Below are 21,560 nucleotides of genomic sequence, written 5' to 3'. Positions count from 1 at the left end.
AAAAAACAGCTGTGCATTAGAGAGGGGGCGCAATAGGAGCGGCAGCGATGTGCAGTGCCAGGACAGTAAATACAACGATGGGTTTATTGATACAGCAGATGGTCAGTAGCATTACCGAGGACGATGGCCAGGTGGCTATCGCAAATGCACTTCAGTGGCTCAGGCATGAATGCCGCTGTGAGCGAGCGATGTTCTACCAGTTCAAGGGCTCGTTATTGCTGACGTTCATCACTTCCAATGTCGATGATACCTGGGGAGATATCTATCGAAACCGCCGCATGCTGACGGAAGATCCGGTTATCCGTTGTTATCGCAATGCGCTGGGTTTTCTCGACTGGCGAGAGGCGTTCAAACAGTATCAGGCCCCTGATTGCTATAGCGCAGCGGTTGATGCCTGCCAATTGATGCCAGCCTTGTCCTACGCTTACTCCAGCCATTGCCGAGGTGTCAGTGGCGTGACGTCGGTGTGTACGTTGAGTGCGATGCAACGGGGTACTACAACCGAGGACCGGTACTTGCTGAGCAGTCTGGTGCCGGTGCTGCATATGGTCGGCAGGGGAACCCGGTTTCGATCCCATGGTTTGACCGGCAAGGAACTGGAAATCCTGCAATGGGCGCGCGATGGCAAGACCGCCTGGGAAATCGCCTTGATCCGCGAAGTGTCCGAGGCCACGATCAAGTATCACTTCAAGATGATCTACAGCAAGCTGGGGGTTGCCAACCGCGCTCAGGCGGTAGGGGAGGCTCTGTGCCGTGGCTTGATCAAATGAGACAGGCAAAAAAAACCGCGAAAGCAATAATGTTTCGCGGATAACAAGGGAGGAGGTGGCCGCCGACAGCAGTCGGCGGCAGGGTGATACGGTCTGTCAGCGGGTATGGTAAGTCGGCAAGTCAAAACGGTGCTGGCTTTGCAGCATCGAGATTGCGGGTAATTCACTGGCTTGTGCTGCCAGGTCACGGCGAATGGCGCTGATGACCCACTCAAGCTGAACCGGTGTGTGCAACTGGGCATAGGAGATGGAGCGTCGAATCTGTTTGCCTTCGTTATCGCGCAGAGACAAGAGCACACCACCGTCCGGGCGAGGCTGGGCAGTAACGGTATAGCTGGAGAATACGGAAGCGAATTTTTCTTGGATAAAAGACATGTCTAGCGGCTCCATTGCTCATGGGATAACAAGCTTGTGAGTACTATTGCAGTGTCCATGCCATGGTTTGGTCTTTATTAAATTCCTTTAAAATCAACAGCTTGTAAATATTACGGTTTTCATGCTTCGTGCAATTTGCATGAATGGCCATCGGGCATCCTGCATTTTGCTGGTTGCCGACGAAGCCTCTCGCCGTGCAAGAGCACGCGCAATATTTTCCTATCGGGCATATAGCTTGACCCAAAGGGCACGGCTGGCAAGACTTGCGGTCATTGTATCGAGTGCCGCAAGTGATATCGGGTTCTCGTAACCTTGCGCCAGGGAGTGACACATGACTGATTCAAACACCAATACCCCGAAAACCATGACCCATGACGAAGCTGCCGAGTTCGCCGAGCAGGTGTTCGAGGTCGCTCGACAGGGCGATGCGCAGATGCTGGGCCGGCTGCTGGAAAAAGGCCTGCCTGCCAATCTGCGCAATCACAAGGGCGATACATTGCTGATGCTCGCCAGTTATTACGGTCAGCAGGATGCCGTGCGTGTATTGCTCGATCACAAGGCTGATCCGGAAATCCGTAACGACAATGGCCAGAGCCCGATTGCCGGTGCCGCGTTCAAGGGGGATCTGGCGGTCGTCAAACTCCTGGTCGAGTCTGGCGCGGACGTGGAGGGCGCTTCGGCAGACGGTCGGACAGCGTTGATGATGGCGGCGATGTTCAATCGCACTGAAATCGTCGACTACCTGATCGGCAAGGGTGCCAACCCCCATGCCCGCGATGCCAAGGGCGTCAATGCACTGGGTGCTGCTCAGGCAATGGGGGCGACAGAAACCGCCGGGCAGTTGAGCAGGCTGGGCGTTTGAGGGCTCTGGTCCTGAATCGATAGAGGTGTGCAGCGTTTCCCGCTATCCTGCGCGCCTCGTTTTTTGCCTCTATCAGGATCGCCCCTTCATGAAAGACTCCCTCATTGAATTAATCAGCAAAATCAGTTCGGGCTGCATGGGGGAAGACGAGATTGCAGGCATCGCTGCCGAAGCCGCTCAGGCTTACGCGGACCCCGAGGCATTTCTGGTTTCCAACCCCGATATCAACTACGACGATACGTTTCCCATTCCCCTGGGTGAGTGGGTGGTAGTGGGCAGCCTGCCGGAAACCGTATTGTTTCAGGCAGACACCTACATGGACCTGTTCGAGCAGATCGTCCAGTCGTTCGGCAAGGACGTCTCCTTCAATATCAAGCCCAGGCAACTGGCCAAGGTAGAAGCGCTGACTGCGCTCAATCGTATCCAGATCCAGCTGAGCAGCATGAACAAGGAAATGGGCGGCTATGTGCTCATGTATTTCAGTCAGCCGCTGGATGATGAGTTGCAGGCGGTATTGGTCTACGGCTGTGATGAGGCGCGAGTGCTTGAACTGGCCGCAGTTGCCGGCATCCATGCCGCGTCTTCATTGCAGGTACTTAAAGCCAAAGCCTAACCCAGGGCGGTATCCAGAAACATCATCACCCCGAAGCCCAGCATCAAGCCCAGGGTTGCAGAGGTCTGGTGACCATTGCGGTGGGTTTCGGGTATGACTTCGTGTGAAACCACGAAAATCATGGCACCTGCCGCCAGACCCAGGCTCAGCGGGTAAGCAATCGCAAAGCCGCTGGAAATCCCCAGGCCAACCACTGAGCCCAGGGGCTCCATCAGGCCTGAACCAATCGCCACCAGCATGGCTTTGAACGCCGATAGGCCGGTTGCCCGCAACGCCAGGGCAATTGCCAGCCCTTCGGGAATATCCTGGATGGCAATCGCGGTGGTCAGGGGCAGGCCGACATTCATGTCGCCGCCGGCAAAACTGACACCAATGGCCATGCCTTCCGGCAGGTTGTGCAGGGTGATTGCCAGCACGAACAGCCAGACCCGGTTGATACGGTCGGCATTCGGCCCTTGTCGGCCTACGCTTTCGTGCTCATGGGGCGTGAATCGATCCAGCCCCAGCATCAGCAGCACGCCAAGCCCCAGCCCTGTCACCACGGTGGCGGCGGCGAGCGGGCCGTTGCCGGTGATGTCGCGCGCAGCGGCCAGCCCGGGCAGAATCAGCGAAAAGGAACTGGCTGCCAGCATCATTCCGGCGGCAAACCCGAGCATGATGTCCTGAGTCCGCTGGCTGATATTACGGAACGCGACAGCCATTACCGCACCCAGCGCCGTCGCCCCGAAGCCCGCCGTGCCGCCTATCAAGGCGTAGGCCAGATTGCTCTGGTTGGTGCCGAAGAAGGCGTTATAAAGACTGGCGGCACCCAGGCCAATAACGATGACCAGCGCCAGAAGGAATCCCAGGCTTACCAACGGGCTGGTCTGGAGTTGAGCTGACCACGTTGCCCATAGCGTTCGGGGTTGCAAGGGTGTTTGCATGAAAGGCGACCTGTCTGAAAACAATGATTCAAAGGATAGCGGACTCAGTTTCCGAGCATGGAAATGTGCCGTTGGTTCAATGGGGCTGACTATTCTCTATGGAGTCATTACTTACACAGTCTGCACAGGAGCTACATCATGGGTTCAACTTTCAATAGCCTGATCGGCTTGATCATTCTGGCCCTGGATATCTGGGCCATCATCAATGTACTGAAAAGCAGCGTGAGCACCGGTATGAAAATCGTCTGGGTGCTGTTGATTCTACTGCTTCCGGTATTGGGGCTGATTATCTGGGCGATTGCCGGCCCTCGCGGTAATGTTCGTATCTGAGGCAACCGGGCAGGAGCGAATGAATTCGCTCCTGCGCATGGACTCGTTTGTCGTTATGCAGTGATGAGGTTCGACCTGTCATCTTTCGCAACGTAGAATGCGCGCCTTTCTTGTGGGCGGTCGGCCGTCCTGTCATCAGTCTTTAGCGGGAGCTTACCCATGAGCGATTATCAGGAAACGTTGTACGAAGGCTATGGCCAGCGCTTTCGTATGGAAAAAATGCTGCATGAAGTCCGTACCGAGCATCAGCATCTGGTGATTTTCCAGAATCCGCGGATGGGGCGCGTAATGGCCCTCGATGGCGTAATCCAGACCACCGAAGCTGATGAATTCATCTACCACGAAATGCTGACCCACGTGCCGATCCTGGCTCATGGTGCTGCCAAGCGTGTGCTGATCATCGGTGGTGGCGACGGCGGCATGCTGCGTGAAGTCGCCAAGCACCTGAGCGTCGAGCACATCACCATGGTCGAGATCGATGCCACCGTAGTGGAAATGTGCAAGGAATTCCTGCCTGGCCACTCCAGCGGTGCTTTCGAGGATTCTCGTCTGAACCTGGTGATCGATGACGGCATGCGTTTCGTCGCGACCACCGAAGAGAAGTTCGACGTGATCATTTCCGACTCCACCGACCCGATCGGTCCGGGTGAAGTCCTGTTCTCGGAGAACTTCTATCAGGCCTGTCATCGCTGCCTGAACGAAAACGGCATCCTGGTCACTCAGAACGGCACGCCGTTCATGCAGTTGAGCGGTGTGCAGACCACGGCTGGTCGCATGAATGGCCTGTTTGCGGACTGGCATTTCTATCAGGCGGCAATCCCCACCTATATCGGTGGCGCAATGACCTTCGCATGGGGCTCGACCAACACCACCTATCGCAAACTGCCGCTGGAAACCCTGCGCCAGCGCTTTGTCGGTAGCGGTATTGTTACTCGCTATTACAACCCGGAAATCCATATCGGTGCTTTCGCCTTGCCACAATACGTGCTGCAAGCCGTGAACAAACCCAGCAACGACTGAGGTTTTCTTCAGGCATGGGCATGACCTGAATCCTTGAAGGTCATGCCCGCGTGGCAAGGATTGCGGCACCGCTCACATCGGTTGCCTGCGACGCGCAACAAATTTTTCACACCCTTTTGTCGAAAATGGCGCGCGATTATTCAGTGCCACGCTCTGATAAGCGCTAAAAACACGGCAATCACGTAATATCAGCCCCCCATGCGCTGCCTCCTCTTTCGGATCGGCAGGTATCGCATATCCGAACTCAATTCCTGAATCCACCGGATCCTGACAAAAATGGCTAACACGGACGCCCAGATTCATCGGCAAGCTTTGTCCCGCCTGCAACACCCCACTGTCAAATCACATCTGGCCTACACGCTGCTCAGCGGCCTGGCCTTGATGGTGATGTACACCCTGCTGCGTATCGGGCTGCTGGTCTACAACCGTGAAATGATTGGTGATACGCCGGCATCGACCTTTATCGAAGCACTGTTCAACGGCATGCGCTTCGACCTGCGTCTGACGGTCTATCTGCTCATTCCTCTGATGCTGTCGCTGTTCAGTGTCAGGGCCATGTCTGCGCGGGGCTTCTTCCGGTTCTGGCTGACACTGGTCGGCAGCATCACGCTGTTCTTCGGCCTGATGGAGATGGACTTCTACCGTGAATTCCACCAGCGTCTGAACGGTCTGGTGTTCCAGTACGTCAAGGAAGACCCCAAGACTGTGCTGAGCATGCTCTGGTACGGTTTCCCGGTGGTGCGTTATCTGCTGGCGTGGGCGCTGGTCACCTGGTTGTTGAGCCTGGTGTTCAAGGGGATTGACCGCGTGACGCGCCCTCGTCGCGAATTCAGTGTCAGCAGTGGCAGCAATCGCTCGATTGCTCCCTGGTACCTGCGCATCGTTGTCTTCTTCATCGTGCTGGTCATCGCAGTCATTTCTGCTCGTGGCACCTTGCGTCAAGGCCCGCCGCTGCGTTGGGGCGATGCTTATACAACGGAGTCGAACTTCGTCAACCAGTTGGGCTTGAACGGTACGTTGACGCTGATTACCGCCGCGAAAAGCCGCATGTCCGAAGACCGCGACAATATCTGGAAAGCCACTTTGCCTCAGCCTGAGGCGCAGCAGGTCGTGCGCGACATGCTGTTGACCCCCCATGACCGGCTTATTGATCCGAATACTGCTGCCGTACGCCGAGACTTCACTCCGCCAGCGGAAAACACGTTGCCGATCCGTAACGTGGTGGTGATCCTGATGGAAAGCTTCGCTGGCCACTCGGTCGGTGCTCTGGGCGACAAGGCCAACATCACGCCTTACTTCGACAAACTGTCCAAGGAAGGTCTGTTGTTCGACCACTTCTTCTCCAACGGTACCCATACCCACCAGGGCATGTTTGCCACCATGGCGTGCTTCCCGAACCTGCCGGGCTTCGAGTACCTGATGCAGACTCCCGAAGGCAGCCACAAGCTGTCGGGCCTGCCGCAGTTGCTCAGCACAGGACGCAACTACGATGACGTCTATGTCTATAACGGCAACTTTGCCTGGGACAACCAGTCGGGCTTCTTCAGCAATCAGGGCATGACCAACTTTGTCGGCCGTGAAGACTTCGTCAACCCGGTGTTCTCCGACCCGACCTGGGGTGTGTCCGATCAGGACATGTTCGACCGTGGTGCCGAGGAGCTGAAAGCCCGCCAGAATGGCAAGCCGTTCTATGCCTTGCTGCAAACCCTGTCCAACCACACGCCTTATGCCTTGCCGGAAAACCTGCCGGTGGAGCGTGTCACCGGGCATGGCACGCTGGATGAGCATTTGACCGCCATGCGCTATTCCGACTGGGCGCTGGGACAATTCTTCGAGAAGGCCAAGAAAGAGCCTTACTTCAAGAACACCCTGTTCGTGGTACTGGGCGACCATGGTTTTGGCAACAAGATGCAACTGACCGAAATGGACCTTGGCCGTTTCAACGTGCCATTGCTGCTGATCGGGCCGGGCGTGCAGGAGAAGTTCGGCCAGCGCAGCAGTATCGTGGGCACTCAGGTCGATGTGGTTCCGACCATCATGGGGCGCCTGGGCGGTCAGACCCGCAACCAGTGCTGGGGACGCGACCTGCTTAACCTGCCTGAAGGCGACAAGGGTTTTGGTGTGATCAAACCGTCGGGCAGCGAGCAGGTGGTGGCTATCATCCATGGCAACCGTATCCTGATCGAACCAACGGAAATGCCTGCCAAGGTCATGACCTACACACTGGGCGCCAACCCGCATGCCGAAGTGGTTCCCGATGCTCCGGACACGGCCGAGCTCAAGCAGAAGCTGGAAAGCTTCCTGCAGACAGCCACCAAGAGCCTTCTGGATAACACTGCCGGGGTAGAGGCCAGCAAGAACCCTAACTGATCTTTTGCTGTCATGAACGAAGGCCCTCTGCACTGGTTGCGAGGGCCTTTCTTTTTACCTGCATTTTTCTTGAACGAATGCCGTTGGCAAAAGGTCCAGATCATGTAGGCCAGCGTTCTGGCTTTGTTCTGGAGACATCGATGAGACAGTGGGCCATTTCATATATCGATAAAGATGGTGTACAGCAACGTCATGATATTGATTCACTGGAGCGCCCGAGCGAGGAGGCTGCGGCACGTCTTCTGCGTCCCATTCTGTTTCCGGTCACCGATGAACTGAACCTCAATGATCTGGAGGGGAGAACCGAGGAGCCCACAGTGAAAACCCTCAAGGATCACAACAGTGTCCAGATCATTTCCATTACAGAAGTAATCTGATTCATTTACACACGCAAAGACTTGTTGTGTCAGGCACTTGGCAGCCGACCCGAGATGGGTCTACTCTGCAAACGAGGCCGATACGTCGGCCTCTCCATGTCGAAACCCGAGCTGTCACAGGCTCGGTTTGGTCAGCTTCATGCTTGATTCCCCACTTCGGATTAACTGTCGTGTGGCGACCCCCGCCAAGGTGGTCGTTCTGGAAGAGTTGAAACTCTATCTATCGTTGCATAGGAGGACGTTTCATGAGCACAGCCTATCAAGAGGACATCAGCAGTAACGTACTGCGCCGCATGAAAGAAGGCGGTTTTGATTTTGCACGCAGTTACCCCATCGAGTTCTATGCCGTATTCCCGGATGAGGAAAGGGCGCGGCAGGCAGCAGGACAGTTTCGTGGTGAATCCATCAATACCCAGATCAACGTGCGTGACGACGGTGCGTGGCACTTGCAATTGAGCAAGGTCATGTATGCCACGTACGACGGGATCGGAGACTTTGAGCAAGACTTCCAGAGCGTGATTTCACCGATGGACGGTGAAGTTGAAGGATGGGGGGTCACAGCGGAGATCAGAAGACTGCACGCATGAATCATCTCGATCCAGTCACGACCGGCCAATTGCGGAGCACTCTGCAATTGGCCGGTCTTGTTTTTGGGTGCTGGTGGCAGGAGCGAATTCATTCGCGAAAGCCCACTGAAGTAAATTCGATGGTCAAAAAAAAGCCACTCAATGGAGTGGCTTGAAGGGAAGTCCGGTTATAAAGGCGCGAGGGCGCAGGTGCTGACATATTTCCAGAAAAAAACGTGAAACAGGCATTCGGGCCTTTGTTTGCTCGGTGCTGGTGATTGTGGCGAACTAATATCTCACCATCAAATCAACACTGACTATGCTGGTGATAGATTTCGCGAGTGACTGACGCTTCCGAATGAGGCGTAGGAGAATTGACTGGGGCGTTTATTGCACAGGAATGGTGCGCTGGATGTTCTTGTTTTACATAAGTTGTTGATATTAAAGCGTTTATGCCGATGGCACGGGCCTTGCGAAGGCCCTGATGTCCATGGTGACAAGGAGTACGGCATGATCCGCACCTTTTATGACGAGATGTACGACGCTGGCGGTCAGGTCCGCCCGCATTATCGGGAATTTGCCCGCTGGTTGGGGGATACGCCTCCTGAGCTTCTGGCTCAACGCCGGCGTGAAGCCGATCTATTGTTTCATCGCGCCGGGATCACGTTCACGCTCTATGGTGACGAGCAGGGGACCGAAAGGTTGATCCCCTTCGATACGATCCCGCGCAGCATTCCTGCCAGTGAATGGCGGGTTGTGGAGCGCGGCTGCATTCAGCGCGTCAAGGCGTTGAACATGTTTCTCGCCGACCTGTATCACGATCAACGGATCATCAAGGCGGGCATCATTCCTGCCGAGCAGGTCCTGGCCAACGAGCAATACCAGTTGGCAATGCAAGGTCTGAATCTGCATCGTGATCTGTACTCGCACATCTCCGGGGTCGATCTGGTGCGCGATGGCGATGGCACTTATTACGTGCTTGAAGACAACCTGCGCACCCCGAGTGGCGTGAGCTACATGCTCGAAGATCGCAAGATGATGATGCGCCTGTTCCCGGAGCTGTTCGCCGCGCAACGCATTGCACCGATCGATCACTACCCGAACCTGTTGCTCGACACGCTCAAGAGTTCGAGCCATCTGGACAACCCAAGCGTTGTGGTCCTGACGCCTGGTCGTTTCAACAGCGCATTTTTCGAGCACGCCTTTCTGGCGCGGGAGATGGGCGTTGAACTGGTGGAAGGGGCTGACCTTTTCGTCCGTGATGATCGTGTCTTCATGCGCACCACCGACGGCCCGAAAGCCGTTGATGTGATCTACCGCCGTCTGGACGATGCCTTCCTCGATCCGCTGGCCTTCAACCCCGATTCGATGCTGGGTGTTCCGGGCCTGCTGTCGGCCTATCGTTCCGGCAATGTGGTCCTGGCCAATGCCATCGGCACCGGGGTGGCCGACGACAAGTCGATTTATCCATATGTCACAGACATGATCCGTTTCTATCTGGATGAAGAGCCGATCCTCAAGAACGTGCCGACCTGGCAGTGCCGCAAGCCTGAAGAGCTGTCCCATGTGCTGGCCAATCTGGGTGATCTGGTGGTCAAGGAAACCCAGGGCTCCGGTGGTTACGGAATGCTGGTCGGTCCTGCGGCAAGTGCTGCTGAAATCGAATCGTTCCGTGCCCGTCTCAAAGCCAAGCCACACGCTTATATCGCCCAACCGACCTTGTCCCTGTCGACCTGTCCGACCTTCGTCGAGAACGGCATCGCCCCGCGACATATCGACTTGCGCCCATTTGTCCTCTCCGGCCGCGAAACCCGCGTCGTGCCTGGCGGGCTTACCCGAGTAGCGCTGCGTGAAGGCTCGCTGGTGGTGAACTCGTCGCAAGGTGGTGGAACCAAGGACACCTGGGTGGTCGAGGATTAAGGATACCTGCCAATGCTAAGTAGAACTGCCTCGGATCTTTTCTGGATGTCGCGTTACCTGGAGCGAGCGGAGAACCTCGCCCGAATGATGGACGTGAGTTATTCGCTGTCATTGATGCCCCAGGACGGGCGCGGCGGGCTGGATGAAATTGCCATGCCGCTGCTGATCACCGGAACCCTGGATGCTTATGTGGAGCGTCATGGCGCCTTGCATGCCGAGCGCATGCTGCACTTCTTTGCCCTTGATGCAACCAACCCGGCCAGCATCTACAGCTGTCTTGGCGCAGCACGGGCCAGTGCCCATGCGGTGCGCGGACGAATTACCGCTGACATGTGGGAGAACATCAACTCCACCTGGCTGGAGATTCGCGGGATCGCCGAGCAAGGGCTGGCGCGCTATGGCATGAGCCATTTCTGCGAGTGGGTGAAGGAGCGTTCCCACCTGTTTCGTGGCGCGACCTACGGCACCATCATGCGTAACGATGCGTTCCGTTTCATTCGCCTGGGCACCTTCATCGAGCGTGCCGACAACACCATGCGCATGCTCGATGCACGTTATGAAATGCTTGAGTTGCGTGGGCCGCAGGCCAACGCGGCGGCGGATAACTCGGCAGCCGGTTACTACCAGTGGAGCGCCTTGTTGCGCGCCTTGTCGTCCTTCGAGGCCTATACCGAGCTGTACCGGGACGCGCCGGGTGCGCGCCATGTTGCCGAGCTATTGCTATTGCGTGCCGACATTCCGCGTTCCTTGCGGGCCTGCCTGGAAGAGTTGGACCTGATCCTCGCCAGCCTGCCGGGCGCCAATGGCCGACCGGCACAGCGTCTGGCGGCGGAAATGGATGCACGCCTGCGCTATACCAGCATCGACGAGATCCTGGCTGAAGGCCTGCATGAGTGGTTGAACGAATTCATTCCCCTGGTGGCCCAACTGGGTGATGCCATCCACACTTCATATCTGGAGGCTGCATGAGACTCTCAATTAGCCACGAGACCACCTATCACTATGATGATCAGGTTCGGGCCAGCATCCAGTATCTGCGCCTGACTCCCCATGACAGCGAGCGTCAGCAGGTTCTGAGCTGGCAGTTGAGCCTGCCGCGTCCGGTGCGCGCGCAGATCGATCCGTTTGGCAACATCCTGCATGTGCTGAGCCTGGACGAGCCCCATGAATCGATCATCATTGGCGCCCGCGGTCAGGTTGAAATCGATGAAACCCGTGAGTCCGAATACGAAAGCCAGTCGGCGCTGCCGTTTCTGCGCTTTACCCGTCTGACCGAAGCGGACGAGGCCATGCGCGCATTTGCAGCCAAGGAGAGCAGCAAGCGTACTGATCGTACGGGGCTGATCGATCTCATGCAGGCGCTGAATCAGCACATCGTCTACACGCCGGGGGCGACGGAAGTCGATACCAGCGCGGTTCAGGCGTTTGCCGGTCGTTCAGGCGTCTGCCAGGACCACACCCATGCATTCCTGGCGTGCGCCCGTAGTCTTGGCGTTCCGGCACGTTATGTCTCCGGTTATCTGTACAGCGAAGACAAGGATCACCTGTCCAGTCATGCCTGGGCCGAGGCCTGGATCGACGATGGCTGGTACAGCTTTGACGTCACCAACACTCTCGCCATTCCGGCACGCCACCTGAAACTGGCAGTCGGCCTGGATTATCTGGATGCCTGCCCGGTACGTGGCATGCGTCGTGGTGGGGGTTACGAGCAGATGCACGCCAAGGTGTCAGTCTCGACACAGGTTCAGGTGCAGCACCAGTAAGCTTCAAACCGCTGTGGGAGCGAATGAATTCGCTCCCACACGCTCGCCTGATTCATGACAGGTAAGCTGTTGGCGCAAGCAGTTATTCCGCCGGATCATCGGTAATGTCATACAGCGCATTATGCAGCTCTTCATAATTGCCGCCGTTGATGACACTGAAGTAACCCGCCTGTCTGAGTTTGTCCTGCGCCTTGCTCGCTTTTTCACTGCTGCTGCTGAAAATGACGAACACAGAGTTGCGGTCGGTGAGCACCTGTTTCAGTTGGTTGACCAAGCGTGCATCTTCGACCCGAACCGCATTGAGTACGGTGCCAGCGTCGTATTCGGTCTGGCTGCGCACATCCACTGCCAGTTTCCCTTCCTTCAAGGCGGCCACGGCGGCGGCCTGTTCTACTTCACCAGCCTGCACCGCGAAGCTGCAAGCCAGAATACCCATTGCTATCCATTGGCGCATAAGTCCATCTCCCGGCATTTAACAGGAAGATTGGCACAGATAAGGACGGTTCGGTAGCGCATCCTGAATCAGCCGAACAACCTGTTCAGATTCGGCAGGATCAAGAGAAGAGTGGTCGCGAATACAATAAGTCCCGCCTGACGTATCTTTGAATGCTTGAACATGGCTGACTGCCTTTTGTTGTTATTCCTGAGCGACAAAAGCTCACCGGATTCATCAATTACGAAATCGGGCAGCTGGCAAAGGTGGTGCTTATGAACAGGTGGTCCCGGCCACATGGCCGCTGACCTGACGCTGGATGTATTTTTATCGCGCCTTCCTGTTACAGATTTAACCTTAGAGGCCGCATTGCATATGGCTTAGAACTATTTGATATTTAAGTCTGATAATTTCTGATTAAAGGTTATTTAGGAACTGCTGATAATATGGTCAGGCCTTGGCTAGAGGCTTTGAGGGAGCGTCGTTAGCCTGCTACCGTTCGTCCGGCCAAGGTATGTCCTGCGAGCGATACCAGGTGGGGGCCGTGCAGATACTGGCTTCTTGCTTTGATCGTGCAATTCAAGGCAGGCTTTGCCAGTGCGCTATTGCCCTTTTACTGTTTCAGGTCCTTTTTTATGTCGTTACGCATCTGCATTCTGGAAACCGACATCCTGCGCCCGGAGTTGGTTGAGCAATATCAGGGTTATGGGCGGATGTTCGAGTTATTGTTTGCGCGCCAACCGTTTGCCGTACAGCTCAGTGTCTACAACGTGGTGCAGGGCATTTATCCACCCGAAGACGAGCGCTTCGATGCCTATCTGGTGACCGGCAGCAAGGCCGACTCATTTGGCAGCGACCCCTGGATTCAGACGCTCAAGGCCTATCTGCTCAAGTTGTATGAGCGGGGCGACAAGCTTTTGGGGATCTGTTTCGGGCACCAGTTGCTGGCGCTATTGCTGGGTGGCAAGACCGAGCGTGCCAGCCAGGGCTGGGGAGTGGGCATTCATCATTATCAACTGGCTTCTTCTGAGCCCTGGATGACTCCGTCGATGGACAAGCTGACGCTGCTGATCAGCCATCAGGATCAAGTCACGGCATTGCCGGAAAATGCCACGGTCATCGCTTCCAGCGATTTCTGCCAGTACGCGGCTTATCACATCAACCATCAGGTCCTGTGCTTTCAGGGGCACCCCGAGTTCATCCATGAATTTTCCCGCTCCTTGCTGGACCTTCGCCAGCAGACACTGGGCGAGCAGGTTTATCGCAAGGGCCTGGACAGCCTGGAGCATGAGCACCACGGCACAACGGTAGCCGAGTGGATTACGCGCTTTGTGGCCCACAAACCGGGCCAGAGTGTGGCTTGAAGCCTGAGTGCTCCCGGCGCGATACCAGACGCCGGGAGCACTTTGCCCTTACAGCCAGCCCGAGCGCTTGAAGCTGCTGAACAAGGCCGTGCAGCCTCCCACGATCACCCCCAATACTGCGAAGTAGCCGTAGTGCCAGGTCAACTCCGGCATATTCTCGAAGTTCATCCCGTAGATCCCCGCGACAGCGGTCGGAAACGCCAGAATGGCCGCCCAGGCCGCGAACTTGCGTTGCACGATGCTTTGTCGTGACGACTCCAGCAACAAACCGATCTCAATGGTCTGGCTGGCGATATCACGCAGATTGGCCAGGTCTTCCATTTGCCGTTTGACGTGAATCTCCACGTCACGAAAGTACGGGCGCATGTTCTTGTCGATGAAGGGAAAACTCAGCTTTTGCAATTCCTCACCGACTTCCACCATTGGCGACACATAACGCCTGAGGCGCAGCAGGTCGCGACGCAGGCTGTGAATGCGGTGGATATAGGATTCATTCAGGATGCCGCCGAGGACGTTTTGCTCCAGCTCTTCCAGCTCGGCATGAATGGCTTCGGTGACCGGCTGATAGCTCTCGGTCACAAAGTCCAGCAGGGCATAGAGCACGAAGTCTTCGCCATGCTCCAGCAGCAATGGCCTGGCCTCACAACGCTGGCGCACGATGCCATAGGACTTGGAGTGCCCATTTCGCGAAGTGATGATGTAGCCCTTGCCGGCGAAGATATGGGTTTCGATGAATTGCAGCCTGCCGTTTTCCCGCACGGGGGCGTAAGTGACGATAAACAGCGCATCGCCGAAAGTTTCAAGTTTCGGGCGGCTATGGACTTCCAGCGCATCTTCAATGGCCAGTTCATGCAGGTTGAATTGCTTTTTAAGACTTTCCAGCTCCTGTGGGGTGGGCTGCTCCAGCCCTATCCAGACAAAATGCTCAGGTTTGGCTGCCCAGGCCGCGCCTTCTTCAAGGGTGATATTGCTGACTTTCTTGCCTTTGCTGTAAACCGCTGCTGCAACAACTCGGCCCATATCGGTATCGCTTCTTTTTCAAGGAGTGGCAGTGATGCAAAAAGGATTGCGCCAGGGTGAGCTTAACCAAACGCTCATGAGTCCGCAGATAATAAAAAGCCCGCATGGGCGGGCTTCATATCTGTCGAACGCCATGCTTAGAGCGAATGCTGCTTATCGAGTTCTATCGCGGCATCCAATGTATCGAGCAGCGCCTTTCTGGCTTTCAGCTTGGTTTTCCTGTGGGCATTCATGTTGATCTTTTTCAACTGCACGGCAGCGGCGCGGGCGGTTGCCAGCAGCTCGTCGACGCTGACCACCTTGTCCAGAAAACCCGCGTCCAGCGCGCCTCTGGGGTCGAATATCTCGGCGTTGATTACCGAGCGATGAAAGGCGGACTTGCTCAGGCGGTCACGTGCCAGTTCGATGCCGACATGGTGCATGGTCATGCCGATCTGTACCTCATTGAGGCCGATATTGAAGGGGCCTTCGACACCGATCCGGTAATCGGCTGACAACAGCAGAAAAGCACCTTTGGCCACGGCATGACCCGGGCACGCAACAATGATGGGGAAGGGGTGAGCCAGCATGCGACGCGCCAGAGTCGAACCCTGGGCTACCAGGCCGATAGCCGCCTCGGCACTGGAAGTCATGACCTTGAGGTCATAGCCGCCCGATAGGATGCCCGGTTGCCCGGTGACGATCACCACGGCACGATCTGTCTCGGCCTGATCCAGCGCGGCATTGAATGCGGCAATCACATCCGGCGAAATGGCGTTGACCTTGCCGTTGTTGAGAGTCAGCGTGGCAATACCATCGTCCAGTTGGTACGAGATCAGATCACTCATGGCGCTATTCCTTCTTGTTGAGATGCGCAGACGTTACTCAGCTGCAACCATCAGGTAAAGCGCTGACTGATCGGTCATGAACGGATTGTGAGGTCATCCACGAAGCAAGCCGGTAGGAGTGAATTCATTCGCGAGGCGTCATTCTAGGCGATAGATTCTCTTCGGATGTACGGGCACCTTCACGAATGAATTCGCTCCCACGGAAACACGATTTAATTCATTGGGTTACGTCTTGTTTGATGAGAGGCGATCTGGCCGTAAACAGTGCCACTTTTCCCGTCACCTCGACCGTCACCTCACTGAAATGCTGAGCCAGAGCGTTACGCAGACCGGCAACGCTATCACTGCGATTACCGAAGATGCCTTTCTTGTTATAGACGTCCATCAGCTTGCGACCAAACCCGTTGTGCCCGGCTTCGTCGCCCAGAATGGTTGCGCCGAACAGCACACCGTCATCTTTCAGGCGGGTCTTGAGGTTGGCGAAGACCTGCGCCTTGTCGCTCATGGTTCCGGGCAGGCAGTGCAGCAGATAGAACAGAGAGATCGAGTCAAACCCTGTCTCATGTTCGGGTTCGAACGGCTTGAACACATCGTGGCGGATTACCCGGATGCCCGGCCGCCCGAAGCGCTGGCGTGCGGCTTCCAGGCTGCTGCTGTTGAGGTCCAGCAAGGTGACTTCGGTACTGATGGGCAGATCGGCATTGGCCAGGTAATAGCCGGTGCCGACTCCTACATCCAGATGGCGTGCGCCGACATGGCGATTGAAGAACGGCTGCAATACCTGCGTCGTCGAGCACTGCCAGGCAAAACGATTGGAAACCCCCAGGACCCACCAGTCATAGAGTTTCAGGGTCAGGGGAGAGTAAACGGCTGCGCCCGCTTCGGAAGAATGGTTCATGGCACTTCTATTCCTTGTACAGGCCCGGGATTACTGTTCGATTTCGTTCAGTTCGCAATACTCGTCCCAGTCCATGCCCAGGGCTTCGGCCACCTGTGCGTGGGCTTCAAGGCGCATGCTCTTGAGTTGTTCCGGGGTTTCGGCAATCAATTGCAAAGCCAGTTCCCAAGGCTCTATGCCCTGATCCTCGGCTTCATCCTCGAACGCCCACTGCGCTTGCTGCTTTTGCTCTTCGGGGCTGAGGTTCTTGATTTCATCCTGCAAGGTCGGATGGGTAGAGAGGTATTTCGCCAGGGCGGCTTCGTTCCACTCAAGTGCATTCATGCCGGGTTTCCTCAAACTCAATGGGGTGGCCAGGCTTGCGGGGAGCAGGCCTGGCGAGACGGCGAGATTGTGAGGGAACATTTCAAACGCTGCCAGTGCTGGCACTGCTGAATAACGGTGTTACGCCAGCCCGCCGGATTCAAAGTGATTCTTTACCCTGCAGCAGACCTGATCCCAGCTCCGCCGCAGTAAGCGGGTCGGCGTCAGGATCGGACTTGGTGCGTTCTTTCATCATGGTCAGGGTCAATGCATCCTCTTCATTGAGTGTCACCGATGCAGTGCCATCGCCACCGTCAACAGCGGGGTGTGGATTTTCGACATACTCGAACTCTTCATCACTGTTCCATGGCCCGCGAAGGTTCGGCTCGCCACTGGACATGTTGAAGTAGGTGCGGGTGAACTCCGGCATGCCGGGCAACTTGCCTTGCGGGAAGTTGGGCTGGATCGAGTGCAGTGCTTTTTCAAATGACTTCTGGTGAGCGATCTCGCGTGTCATCAGGAAGCCAAGTGCCTCCTTGATACCAGGATCGTCGACAACATTCAGCAGGCGCTCATACACGATCTTGGCGCGAGCTTCGGCGGCAATGTTGGAGCGGAAGTCAGCGGTGGGTTCGGTGATCGAATCGACGTAGGCGGCCGTCCATGGAACGCCCGCAGAGTTGACCAGTGGAGCACCGCCACCATAAAGCACACTGGTGATGTGCGAGTCGTTACCCGCGCCATTGATGCTGCGATACAACTCACCCTCTTCCTGCACGCCTTCGGCCATCTGTCCTTTCGCGCCCCGGTTGAGCATGACGATGATCGAGCCGACGATTTCCAGGTGGCTCAGTTCTTCCGTGGCAATGTCCATCAGCAGGTCTTTACGTCCTGCATCCTCTTCGGCCAGCGCTTGCGTGAAGTAACGGGCTGCTGCCGCCAGTTCGCCTTGTGCGCCACCGAACTGCTCCAGCAGAAGATTGGCAAGGCCGGGATTGGGCTCGGCGACACGTACGGTGTACTGAAGTCTTTTGTTATGTAAAAACATCGGGTTTTCCTCAGCTCAGGTTTTTGCGCGTTTGCCACTTCGGGCAATGGCGCAGGCATAAGTTCTGAGGAGGCCTGGAGACTAAAGATTCTTTGTTTATTCGTTTACTGCGATGGGCGGAACATGATGAATAGTTCAAGGTTGCTGATGAGCTGTTGTTTCAGGAAAAAAGGGTTCTGTGCGGCAGCCATTTCGCCATCGCTTCTTCCTGCCGAAGGGATTCCTTGCATGTAATGAGGGAAGAGGGAAGGCTCTGGATAAGGAGGAAAATACGGGCGTAACAAACCCGATACGCGGTCGATACAAAAAATTGACGCCATTCTAATGTCAAACTACAATCGCGCCGAATTTGATATCGATATGATATTGCAAGGACGCACCGTGCATTCCTCCGCATCAAGGGCAGCTCTGCTTGTCCTCCTCGCTGTAACCCCCTTGGCTTCCCTGGCCGCTCCCAACCCCGGTGAGCAGGACCTGATCCGCGATCGTCAGGATCGTCTACTCGAAGAGCAACGCCGTCGCCTGGAAGAACTCAAGGAATTGCCCGGTGCCCAGCCAGCCCCGCAAGCTCCCGAGGCGCCAGTCGATACGCGCTGTTTCAAGATCGACGTCATTGAACTCAAGGGCGCCGACTCGTTGTCGGGCGGTGAGCGCGATGCCTTGCTCAAGCCTTTTCTGGGTGAGTGCCTGGGCGTCGCTCAACTCAACGACGTGCTCAAGGCCGTCACCGATCACTATATCGACAAGGGATGGGTTACTACCCGCGCCTATCTGCCGCAACAGGATCTTTCCAAGGGCCATCTCGAAGTGCTGGTGGTCGAGGGCAAGCTGGAGAAACTGCGTAGCGAGGAAGGCAGTGGCCTGACCCCGCGCGAGCTGGAAATGACGTTTCCGGGGCGTGAAAGCGAAGTGCTGAACCTGCGTGAAATCGAGCAGATGGTCGATCAGCTCAATCGTCTGCCGTCCAATCAGGCGAAGATGGAACTGACGCCGGGGCAGGCCGTGGGCGGCAGCGATGTGCTGGTGAAAAACACGCCTCAGAAACCCTGGCGCACCTCTCTGGCCCGTCATAACAACGGTCAGAAAAGCACTGGCGAACAGCAGTGGGGCGCGGGCTTCGAATGGGACAGCCCGCTGGGGCTGGCCGACCAGTTAAGCCTGCGTGGCGGGCGCGACGCTGTCACTGACCATCAACGCAGCTCCTACAGCAGCATGTTCAGTTACAACCTGCCGTGGGGCTGGTGGAATTTCAGTTACTCCTACAACGACAGTGAATACCGAACCCTGGGGCAAGGTGCCGGGATCGACTTCAAGTTCACCGGTGAAAGCCAGGCCCATCAGTTGCGCGTCGATCGGGTGATTCAGCGCGATGCCCGTGGCAAGACATCCGTGAATGCTGGCATCAGCCACCTGCGCACTCGCAGTTTTGTGGAAGACAGCGAACTGGCGATTGGCTCTCAGCGTATTACCGAGACGCAGTTCGGCATCGCCCATGGTCGGCTGATCGGCAGCGCATTTGCCAACCTGGAACTGGGCGTCCAGCAAGGCAGCGGTGCGCTGGATGCGATGGGCGATGGCCATCCTGCAGGCAATGAACCCACGGCCCGCTACCGCAAATACACCGCAACGTTCAGCTATCAGCAGCCTTTCGAGCTGTGGGGTGAAAGCTTCAGTTTCAACAGCTTGGCCACCGGCCAGCGCAGCGAAGACCGGCTCTACAACAGCCAGCGCCTGAGTATCAGCGGGCAATCCGCAGTGCGTGGCTATAAAGAGCAGTTTCTTTCCGGCGACAGCGGCGGCTACTGGCGCAACGACCTGCGCTGGACCCGACCGGTCGGTTGGGAATGGTTGCAGCCGGTGCTCCAGCAATACGGCATGAGCGTGTCTTACGACCAGGGCGTCATCCGTCACGACGCCAATAGTGAAGGTGAAAACGGTCGGGTATCCAGCAGTGCGGTTGAGTTGTTCACCCGCGGCAAATACCTCGCCGCCAACGTGACTTTCGCCCATTCGCTGGAGCGGCCTGCCGCGCTGAGCGAGCGGGAAGCACCGATCTACTTTCGGCTTGAACTGTTTTTCTAAGCCTTTCTGACCCTTTACCAACCGTTCTGACCTCCCGCAGGAAACCTCCGCATGGACGCCAAGCATCTCGCCTTTCTGGCCCGTCAACCGTCGGCCCGTGTGCAACTGCGTGAGCGTTTCTGGGGGATGCCCAAGCGCGGTATTGCGCTGATCCTGGCCAATGCCATGTTCTGGCAGCCGCTGTGGGCGCAGGCGGACGGGATTGTGGTGAGCAGCGGTTCCACCAGCGTCGGGGCTGCGGGCAACGGGGTGCCGATCGTCAATATTGCGGCGCCGAATGCCAGTGGTCTGTCACACAACCAGTTCCAGCAGTACAACGTCGGCAGCCAGGGGGTGATCCTCAACAATGCCACGGCGCCCACCCAGACCCAGAACACCCAGCTGGGCGGGATCATCATCTCTAACAGCAACCTGCAAGGCGCGGCCGCGACCACGATTCTCAACGAAGTGGTCAGCAACAACCGCACCGAACTCAAGGGCTACACCGAGGTGGCGGGGCAGGCGGCGCGGGTGATTGTTGCCAACCCGTACGGCATCACCTGTGATGGCTGCGGTTTTCTCAATACGCCGCAAGCGACCCTGACCACCGGCAAGCCGGTGCTGGATAGCAACGGCAATCTGGTGCGGTTCAACGTCCAGGGCGGCAGCGTGGCCATCGAGGGGCTGGGGCTCAATGCCGACAACCTCGACCAGTTCGACATCATCACCCGCAGCGCAAAGGTCAACGCCGAGCTGCACGCCAAGAAGCTCAACATCATTGCCGGTCGCAACGACGTTGATGCCCAGACCCTGAACGCCACGGCGCTGGCGGACGACGGCAGCACCAAACCACAACTGGCCATCGACAGCTCGGCCTTGGGCGGCATGTATGCCGGTGCCGTGAAACTGGTGGGCACCGAAGCCGGTGTAGGGGTGAGGCTGGCGGGGAATATGGCGGCCAGTGCCGGTGATATCCAGATCGATGCCAATGGCCAGTTGAGCATGGTGCAGACGGCGGCCAGCGGGGCGGTGACGGTGAATGCCAACGCGGTCGAGGTCAACGGGCCGCTGTATGCGGGTTCGTCGCTGTCGATCACGACGCCGGGCGATCTGGCCATCCAGCAGAATATCGCCGCACGGGACAGCGTCACGCTGTCCAGCACCGGGCACCTGAGCAACAGTGCGATCATCGAGGCGGGCGTCAATGCTGATAACAGCCGCAATGCCGCCGGCGATGTGGTGCTGTCGGCAGGCAACCTGACCAACACCGGCAACATTGTCGCCAGCCGTGCCGTGCAGGCGACCGTCACCCAGACCTTCAACAACCAGGGCGCGACCCTGAGCGGGCAGGCCAGTACCCGCATTACCGCCACGACCCTGGATAACCGCCAGTCAGGCCGGATTCTGAGCCAGGGCGGCAACGTGAGTGTCACGGCCAGCAACGTATCGAACGGCCAGAAGGGCCTGATGTCCAGCGCGGGAACGCTGACAATCAATGCCGACTCACTGGATAACACCGCGGGCAGTATCACCAGCACCGGCACTACCAACCTCACCGTCACCGACGCCGTGGTCAACCAGGGCGGCGAAATCCTCAGCGATGCCAGCCTGACCCTCACCAGCGGTCGCCTGGACAACAGCCTCAGCGGGCGTATTGCGGGTAAAGGCGTGACCGTCACCACCGGCGCGTTCAACAACAGCCAGGACGGTCGCCTGA

22 protein-coding genes are annotated in these 21,560 nt (G+C 57.0%); 14 read left to right on the top strand and 8 right to left on the bottom strand.

Going from position 1 to position 21,560, the window contains the following annotated elements; genetic code table 11:
- The first annotated feature begins 47 nt into the window (after positions 1-47).
- Entirely contained in the window at positions 48-770 is a 723-nt protein-coding gene (locus tag ACODS3_RS24700) for a helix-turn-helix domain-containing protein (protein WP_201006250.1), read from the top strand.
- A gap of 96 nt (positions 771-866) precedes the next feature.
- Here the strand turns inward: ACODS3_RS24700 and ACODS3_RS24695 are convergent, their stop codons facing one another.
- Complete coding sequence (locus ACODS3_RS24695; RefSeq protein ID WP_201006251.1) at positions 867-1,145, bottom strand: DUF3509 domain-containing protein; 279 nt, start codon at positions 1,143-1,145, stop codon at positions 867-869.
- Positions 1,146-1,476: 331 nt separating this feature from the next.
- Between ACODS3_RS24695 and ACODS3_RS24690 the strand changes: the two genes are divergently transcribed.
- A complete protein-coding gene (locus tag ACODS3_RS24690; RefSeq protein ID WP_201019904.1) occupies positions 1,477-2,007 on the top strand; it encodes an ankyrin repeat domain-containing protein in 531 nt (176 codons plus the stop codon).
- Positions 2,008-2,095: 88 nt separating this feature from the next.
- Positions 2,096-2,620, top strand: coding sequence for a hypothetical protein (locus tag ACODS3_RS24685; protein WP_489036688.1), 525 nt, complete (start codon positions 2,096-2,098; stop codon positions 2,618-2,620).
- On the opposite strand, the gene ACODS3_RS24680 is transcribed toward ACODS3_RS24685, so the two are convergent.
- A complete protein-coding gene (locus tag ACODS3_RS24680; RefSeq protein WP_201006254.1) occupies positions 2,617-3,543 on the bottom strand; it encodes a ZIP family metal transporter in 927 nt (308 codons plus the stop codon). The two genes, ACODS3_RS24685 and ACODS3_RS24680, sit on opposite strands and share 4 nt — an antisense overlap.
- A gap of 138 nt (positions 3,544-3,681) precedes the next feature.
- Here ACODS3_RS24680 and ACODS3_RS24675 point away from each other — a divergent pair, with 138 nt between their 5' ends.
- The 8 genes from ACODS3_RS24675 to ACODS3_RS24640 all read left to right on the top strand — a co-directional run bounded on the left by ACODS3_RS24675 (position 3,682) and on the right by ACODS3_RS24640 (position 11,889).
- Positions 3,682-3,873, top strand: a complete 192-nt coding sequence (locus ACODS3_RS24675) for a PLDc N-terminal domain-containing protein (protein ID WP_201006255.1) — start codon at positions 3,682-3,684, stop codon at positions 3,871-3,873.
- A 159-nt stretch (positions 3,874-4,032) separates the two neighbouring features.
- A complete protein-coding gene (speE, locus tag ACODS3_RS24670) occupies positions 4,033-4,893 on the top strand; it encodes a polyamine aminopropyltransferase (RefSeq protein WP_201019901.1) in 861 nt (286 codons plus the stop codon).
- 276 nt (positions 4,894-5,169) lie between these two features.
- Positions 5,170-7,263, top strand: coding sequence for an LTA synthase family protein (locus tag ACODS3_RS24665; RefSeq protein ID WP_489036685.1), 2,094 nt, complete (start codon positions 5,170-5,172; stop codon positions 7,261-7,263).
- Positions 7,264-7,403: 140 nt separating this feature from the next.
- Positions 7,404-7,640, top strand: a complete 237-nt coding sequence (locus ACODS3_RS24660) for a hypothetical protein (protein ID WP_201006259.1) — start codon at positions 7,404-7,406, stop codon at positions 7,638-7,640.
- 245 nt (positions 7,641-7,885) lie between these two features.
- Complete coding sequence (locus ACODS3_RS24655; RefSeq protein ID WP_201006260.1) at positions 7,886-8,227, top strand: ribonuclease E inhibitor RraB; 342 nt, start codon at positions 7,886-7,888, stop codon at positions 8,225-8,227.
- Between the two features lie 489 nt (positions 8,228-8,716).
- Positions 8,717-10,126: a circularly permuted type 2 ATP-grasp protein gene (locus tag ACODS3_RS24650; protein WP_201006261.1), complete on the top strand. Its 1,410-nt coding sequence runs from the start codon at positions 8,717-8,719 to the stop codon at positions 10,124-10,126.
- 12 nt (positions 10,127-10,138) lie between these two features.
- Positions 10,139-11,095, top strand: a complete 957-nt coding sequence (locus tag ACODS3_RS24645; protein WP_201006262.1) for an alpha-E domain-containing protein — start codon at positions 10,139-10,141, stop codon at positions 11,093-11,095.
- Positions 11,092-11,889, top strand: a complete 798-nt coding sequence (locus ACODS3_RS24640; RefSeq protein WP_201019898.1) for a transglutaminase family protein — start codon at positions 11,092-11,094, stop codon at positions 11,887-11,889. The genes ACODS3_RS24645 and ACODS3_RS24640 overlap by 4 nt, the downstream gene beginning before the upstream one ends.
- 82 nt (positions 11,890-11,971) lie before the next feature.
- Here the strand turns inward: ACODS3_RS24640 and ACODS3_RS24635 are convergent, their stop codons facing one another.
- A complete protein-coding gene (locus ACODS3_RS24635; RefSeq protein ID WP_201006264.1) occupies positions 11,972-12,343 on the bottom strand; it encodes a rhodanese-like domain-containing protein in 372 nt (123 codons plus the stop codon).
- Between the two features lie 614 nt (positions 12,344-12,957).
- Between ACODS3_RS24635 and ACODS3_RS24630 the strand changes: the two genes are divergently transcribed.
- Entirely contained in the window at positions 12,958-13,686 is a 729-nt protein-coding gene (locus tag ACODS3_RS24630; RefSeq protein WP_201006266.1) for an amidotransferase, read from the top strand.
- Between the two features lie 48 nt (positions 13,687-13,734).
- Here the strand turns inward: ACODS3_RS24630 and ACODS3_RS24625 are convergent, their stop codons facing one another.
- From ACODS3_RS24625 to ACODS3_RS24605, 5 genes are all read right to left on the bottom strand, one after another.
- Positions 13,735-14,706: a magnesium and cobalt transport protein CorA gene (locus ACODS3_RS24625; RefSeq protein ID WP_304575874.1), complete on the bottom strand. Its 972-nt coding sequence runs from the start codon at positions 14,704-14,706 to the stop codon at positions 13,735-13,737.
- A gap of 137 nt (positions 14,707-14,843) precedes the next feature.
- Positions 14,844-15,533 (bottom strand): crotonase/enoyl-CoA hydratase family protein, encoded by a 690-nt coding sequence (locus ACODS3_RS24620; RefSeq protein WP_201019895.1) that lies wholly within the window; start codon positions 15,531-15,533, stop codon positions 14,844-14,846.
- Between the two features lie 217 nt (positions 15,534-15,750).
- Positions 15,751-16,431 carry a class I SAM-dependent methyltransferase gene (locus ACODS3_RS24615; RefSeq protein WP_489036680.1) on the bottom strand — a complete coding sequence of 227 codons (681 nt, stop codon included), beginning with the start codon at positions 16,429-16,431 and terminating at the stop codon, positions 15,751-15,753.
- A 30-nt stretch (positions 16,432-16,461) separates the two neighbouring features.
- A complete protein-coding gene (locus ACODS3_RS24610) occupies positions 16,462-16,755 on the bottom strand; it encodes a DUF6388 family protein (RefSeq protein ID WP_201006271.1) in 294 nt (97 codons plus the stop codon).
- A 139-nt stretch (positions 16,756-16,894) separates the two neighbouring features.
- Positions 16,895-17,782, bottom strand: coding sequence for a manganese catalase family protein (locus tag ACODS3_RS24605; protein WP_304575871.1), 888 nt, complete (start codon positions 17,780-17,782; stop codon positions 16,895-16,897).
- Positions 17,783-18,142: 360 nt separating this feature from the next.
- Between ACODS3_RS24605 and ACODS3_RS24600 the strand changes: the two genes are divergently transcribed.
- Complete coding sequence (locus tag ACODS3_RS24600; RefSeq protein ID WP_489036678.1) at positions 18,143-19,864, top strand: ShlB/FhaC/HecB family hemolysin secretion/activation protein; 1,722 nt, start codon at positions 18,143-18,145, stop codon at positions 19,862-19,864.
- A 51-nt stretch (positions 19,865-19,915) separates the two neighbouring features.
- The coding region (locus tag ACODS3_RS24595) for a two-partner secretion domain-containing protein (RefSeq protein WP_489036676.1) at positions 19,916-21,560 on the top strand (1,645 nt) is incomplete at its 3' end.

Source organism: Pseudomonas sp. FG43, from assembly GCF_057809175.1.
Note: the sequence above shows the minus strand (reverse complement) of the source record. Positions and strands in the feature narration are given on the sequence as shown.

Coding starts and splice junctions, on each gene's coding strand:
- ACODS3_RS24695 (WP_201006251.1), bottom strand. CDS start 1,145: ATGTCTTTTATCCAAGAAAAATTCGCTTCCGTATTCTCCAGCTATACC.
- ACODS3_RS24665 (WP_489036685.1), top strand. CDS start 5,170: ATGGCTAACACGGACGCCCAGATTCATCGGCAAGCTTTGTCCCGCCTG.
- ACODS3_RS24615 (WP_489036680.1), bottom strand. CDS start 16,431: ATGAACCATTCTTCCGAAGCGGGCGCAGCCGTTTACTCTCCCCTGACC.
- ACODS3_RS24650 (WP_201006261.1), top strand. CDS start 8,717: ATGATCCGCACCTTTTATGACGAGATGTACGACGCTGGCGGTCAGGTC.
- ACODS3_RS24640 (WP_201019898.1), top strand. CDS start 11,092: ATGAGACTCTCAATTAGCCACGAGACCACCTATCACTATGATGATCAG.
- ACODS3_RS24690 (WP_201019904.1), top strand. CDS start 1,477: ATGACTGATTCAAACACCAATACCCCGAAAACCATGACCCATGACGAA.
- speE (WP_201019901.1), top strand. CDS start 4,033: ATGAGCGATTATCAGGAAACGTTGTACGAAGGCTATGGCCAGCGCTTT.
- ACODS3_RS24605 (WP_304575871.1), bottom strand. CDS start 17,782: ATGTTTTTACATAACAAAAGACTTCAGTACACCGTACGTGTCGCCGAG.
- ACODS3_RS24645 (WP_201006262.1), top strand. CDS start 10,139: ATGCTAAGTAGAACTGCCTCGGATCTTTTCTGGATGTCGCGTTACCTG.
- ACODS3_RS24700 (WP_201006250.1), top strand. CDS start 48: ATGTGCAGTGCCAGGACAGTAAATACAACGATGGGTTTATTGATACAG.
- ACODS3_RS24685 (WP_489036688.1), top strand. CDS start 2,096: ATGAAAGACTCCCTCATTGAATTAATCAGCAAAATCAGTTCGGGCTGC.
- ACODS3_RS24600 (WP_489036678.1), top strand. CDS start 18,143: ATGATATTGCAAGGACGCACCGTGCATTCCTCCGCATCAAGGGCAGCT.
- ACODS3_RS24630 (WP_201006266.1), top strand. CDS start 12,958: ATGTCGTTACGCATCTGCATTCTGGAAACCGACATCCTGCGCCCGGAG.
- ACODS3_RS24610 (WP_201006271.1), bottom strand. CDS start 16,755: ATGAATGCACTTGAGTGGAACGAAGCCGCCCTGGCGAAATACCTCTCT.
- ACODS3_RS24680 (WP_201006254.1), bottom strand. CDS start 3,543: ATGCAAACACCCTTGCAACCCCGAACGCTATGGGCAACGTGGTCAGCT.
- ACODS3_RS24660 (WP_201006259.1), top strand. CDS start 7,404: ATGAGACAGTGGGCCATTTCATATATCGATAAAGATGGTGTACAGCAA.
- ACODS3_RS24620 (WP_201019895.1), bottom strand. CDS start 15,533: ATGAGTGATCTGATCTCGTACCAACTGGACGATGGTATTGCCACGCTG.
- ACODS3_RS24675 (WP_201006255.1), top strand. CDS start 3,682: ATGGGTTCAACTTTCAATAGCCTGATCGGCTTGATCATTCTGGCCCTG.
- ACODS3_RS24635 (WP_201006264.1), bottom strand. CDS start 12,343: ATGCGCCAATGGATAGCAATGGGTATTCTGGCTTGCAGCTTCGCGGTG.
- ACODS3_RS24625 (WP_304575874.1), bottom strand. CDS start 14,706: ATGGGCCGAGTTGTTGCAGCAGCGGTTTACAGCAAAGGCAAGAAAGTC.
- ACODS3_RS24655 (WP_201006260.1), top strand. CDS start 7,886: ATGAGCACAGCCTATCAAGAGGACATCAGCAGTAACGTACTGCGCCGC.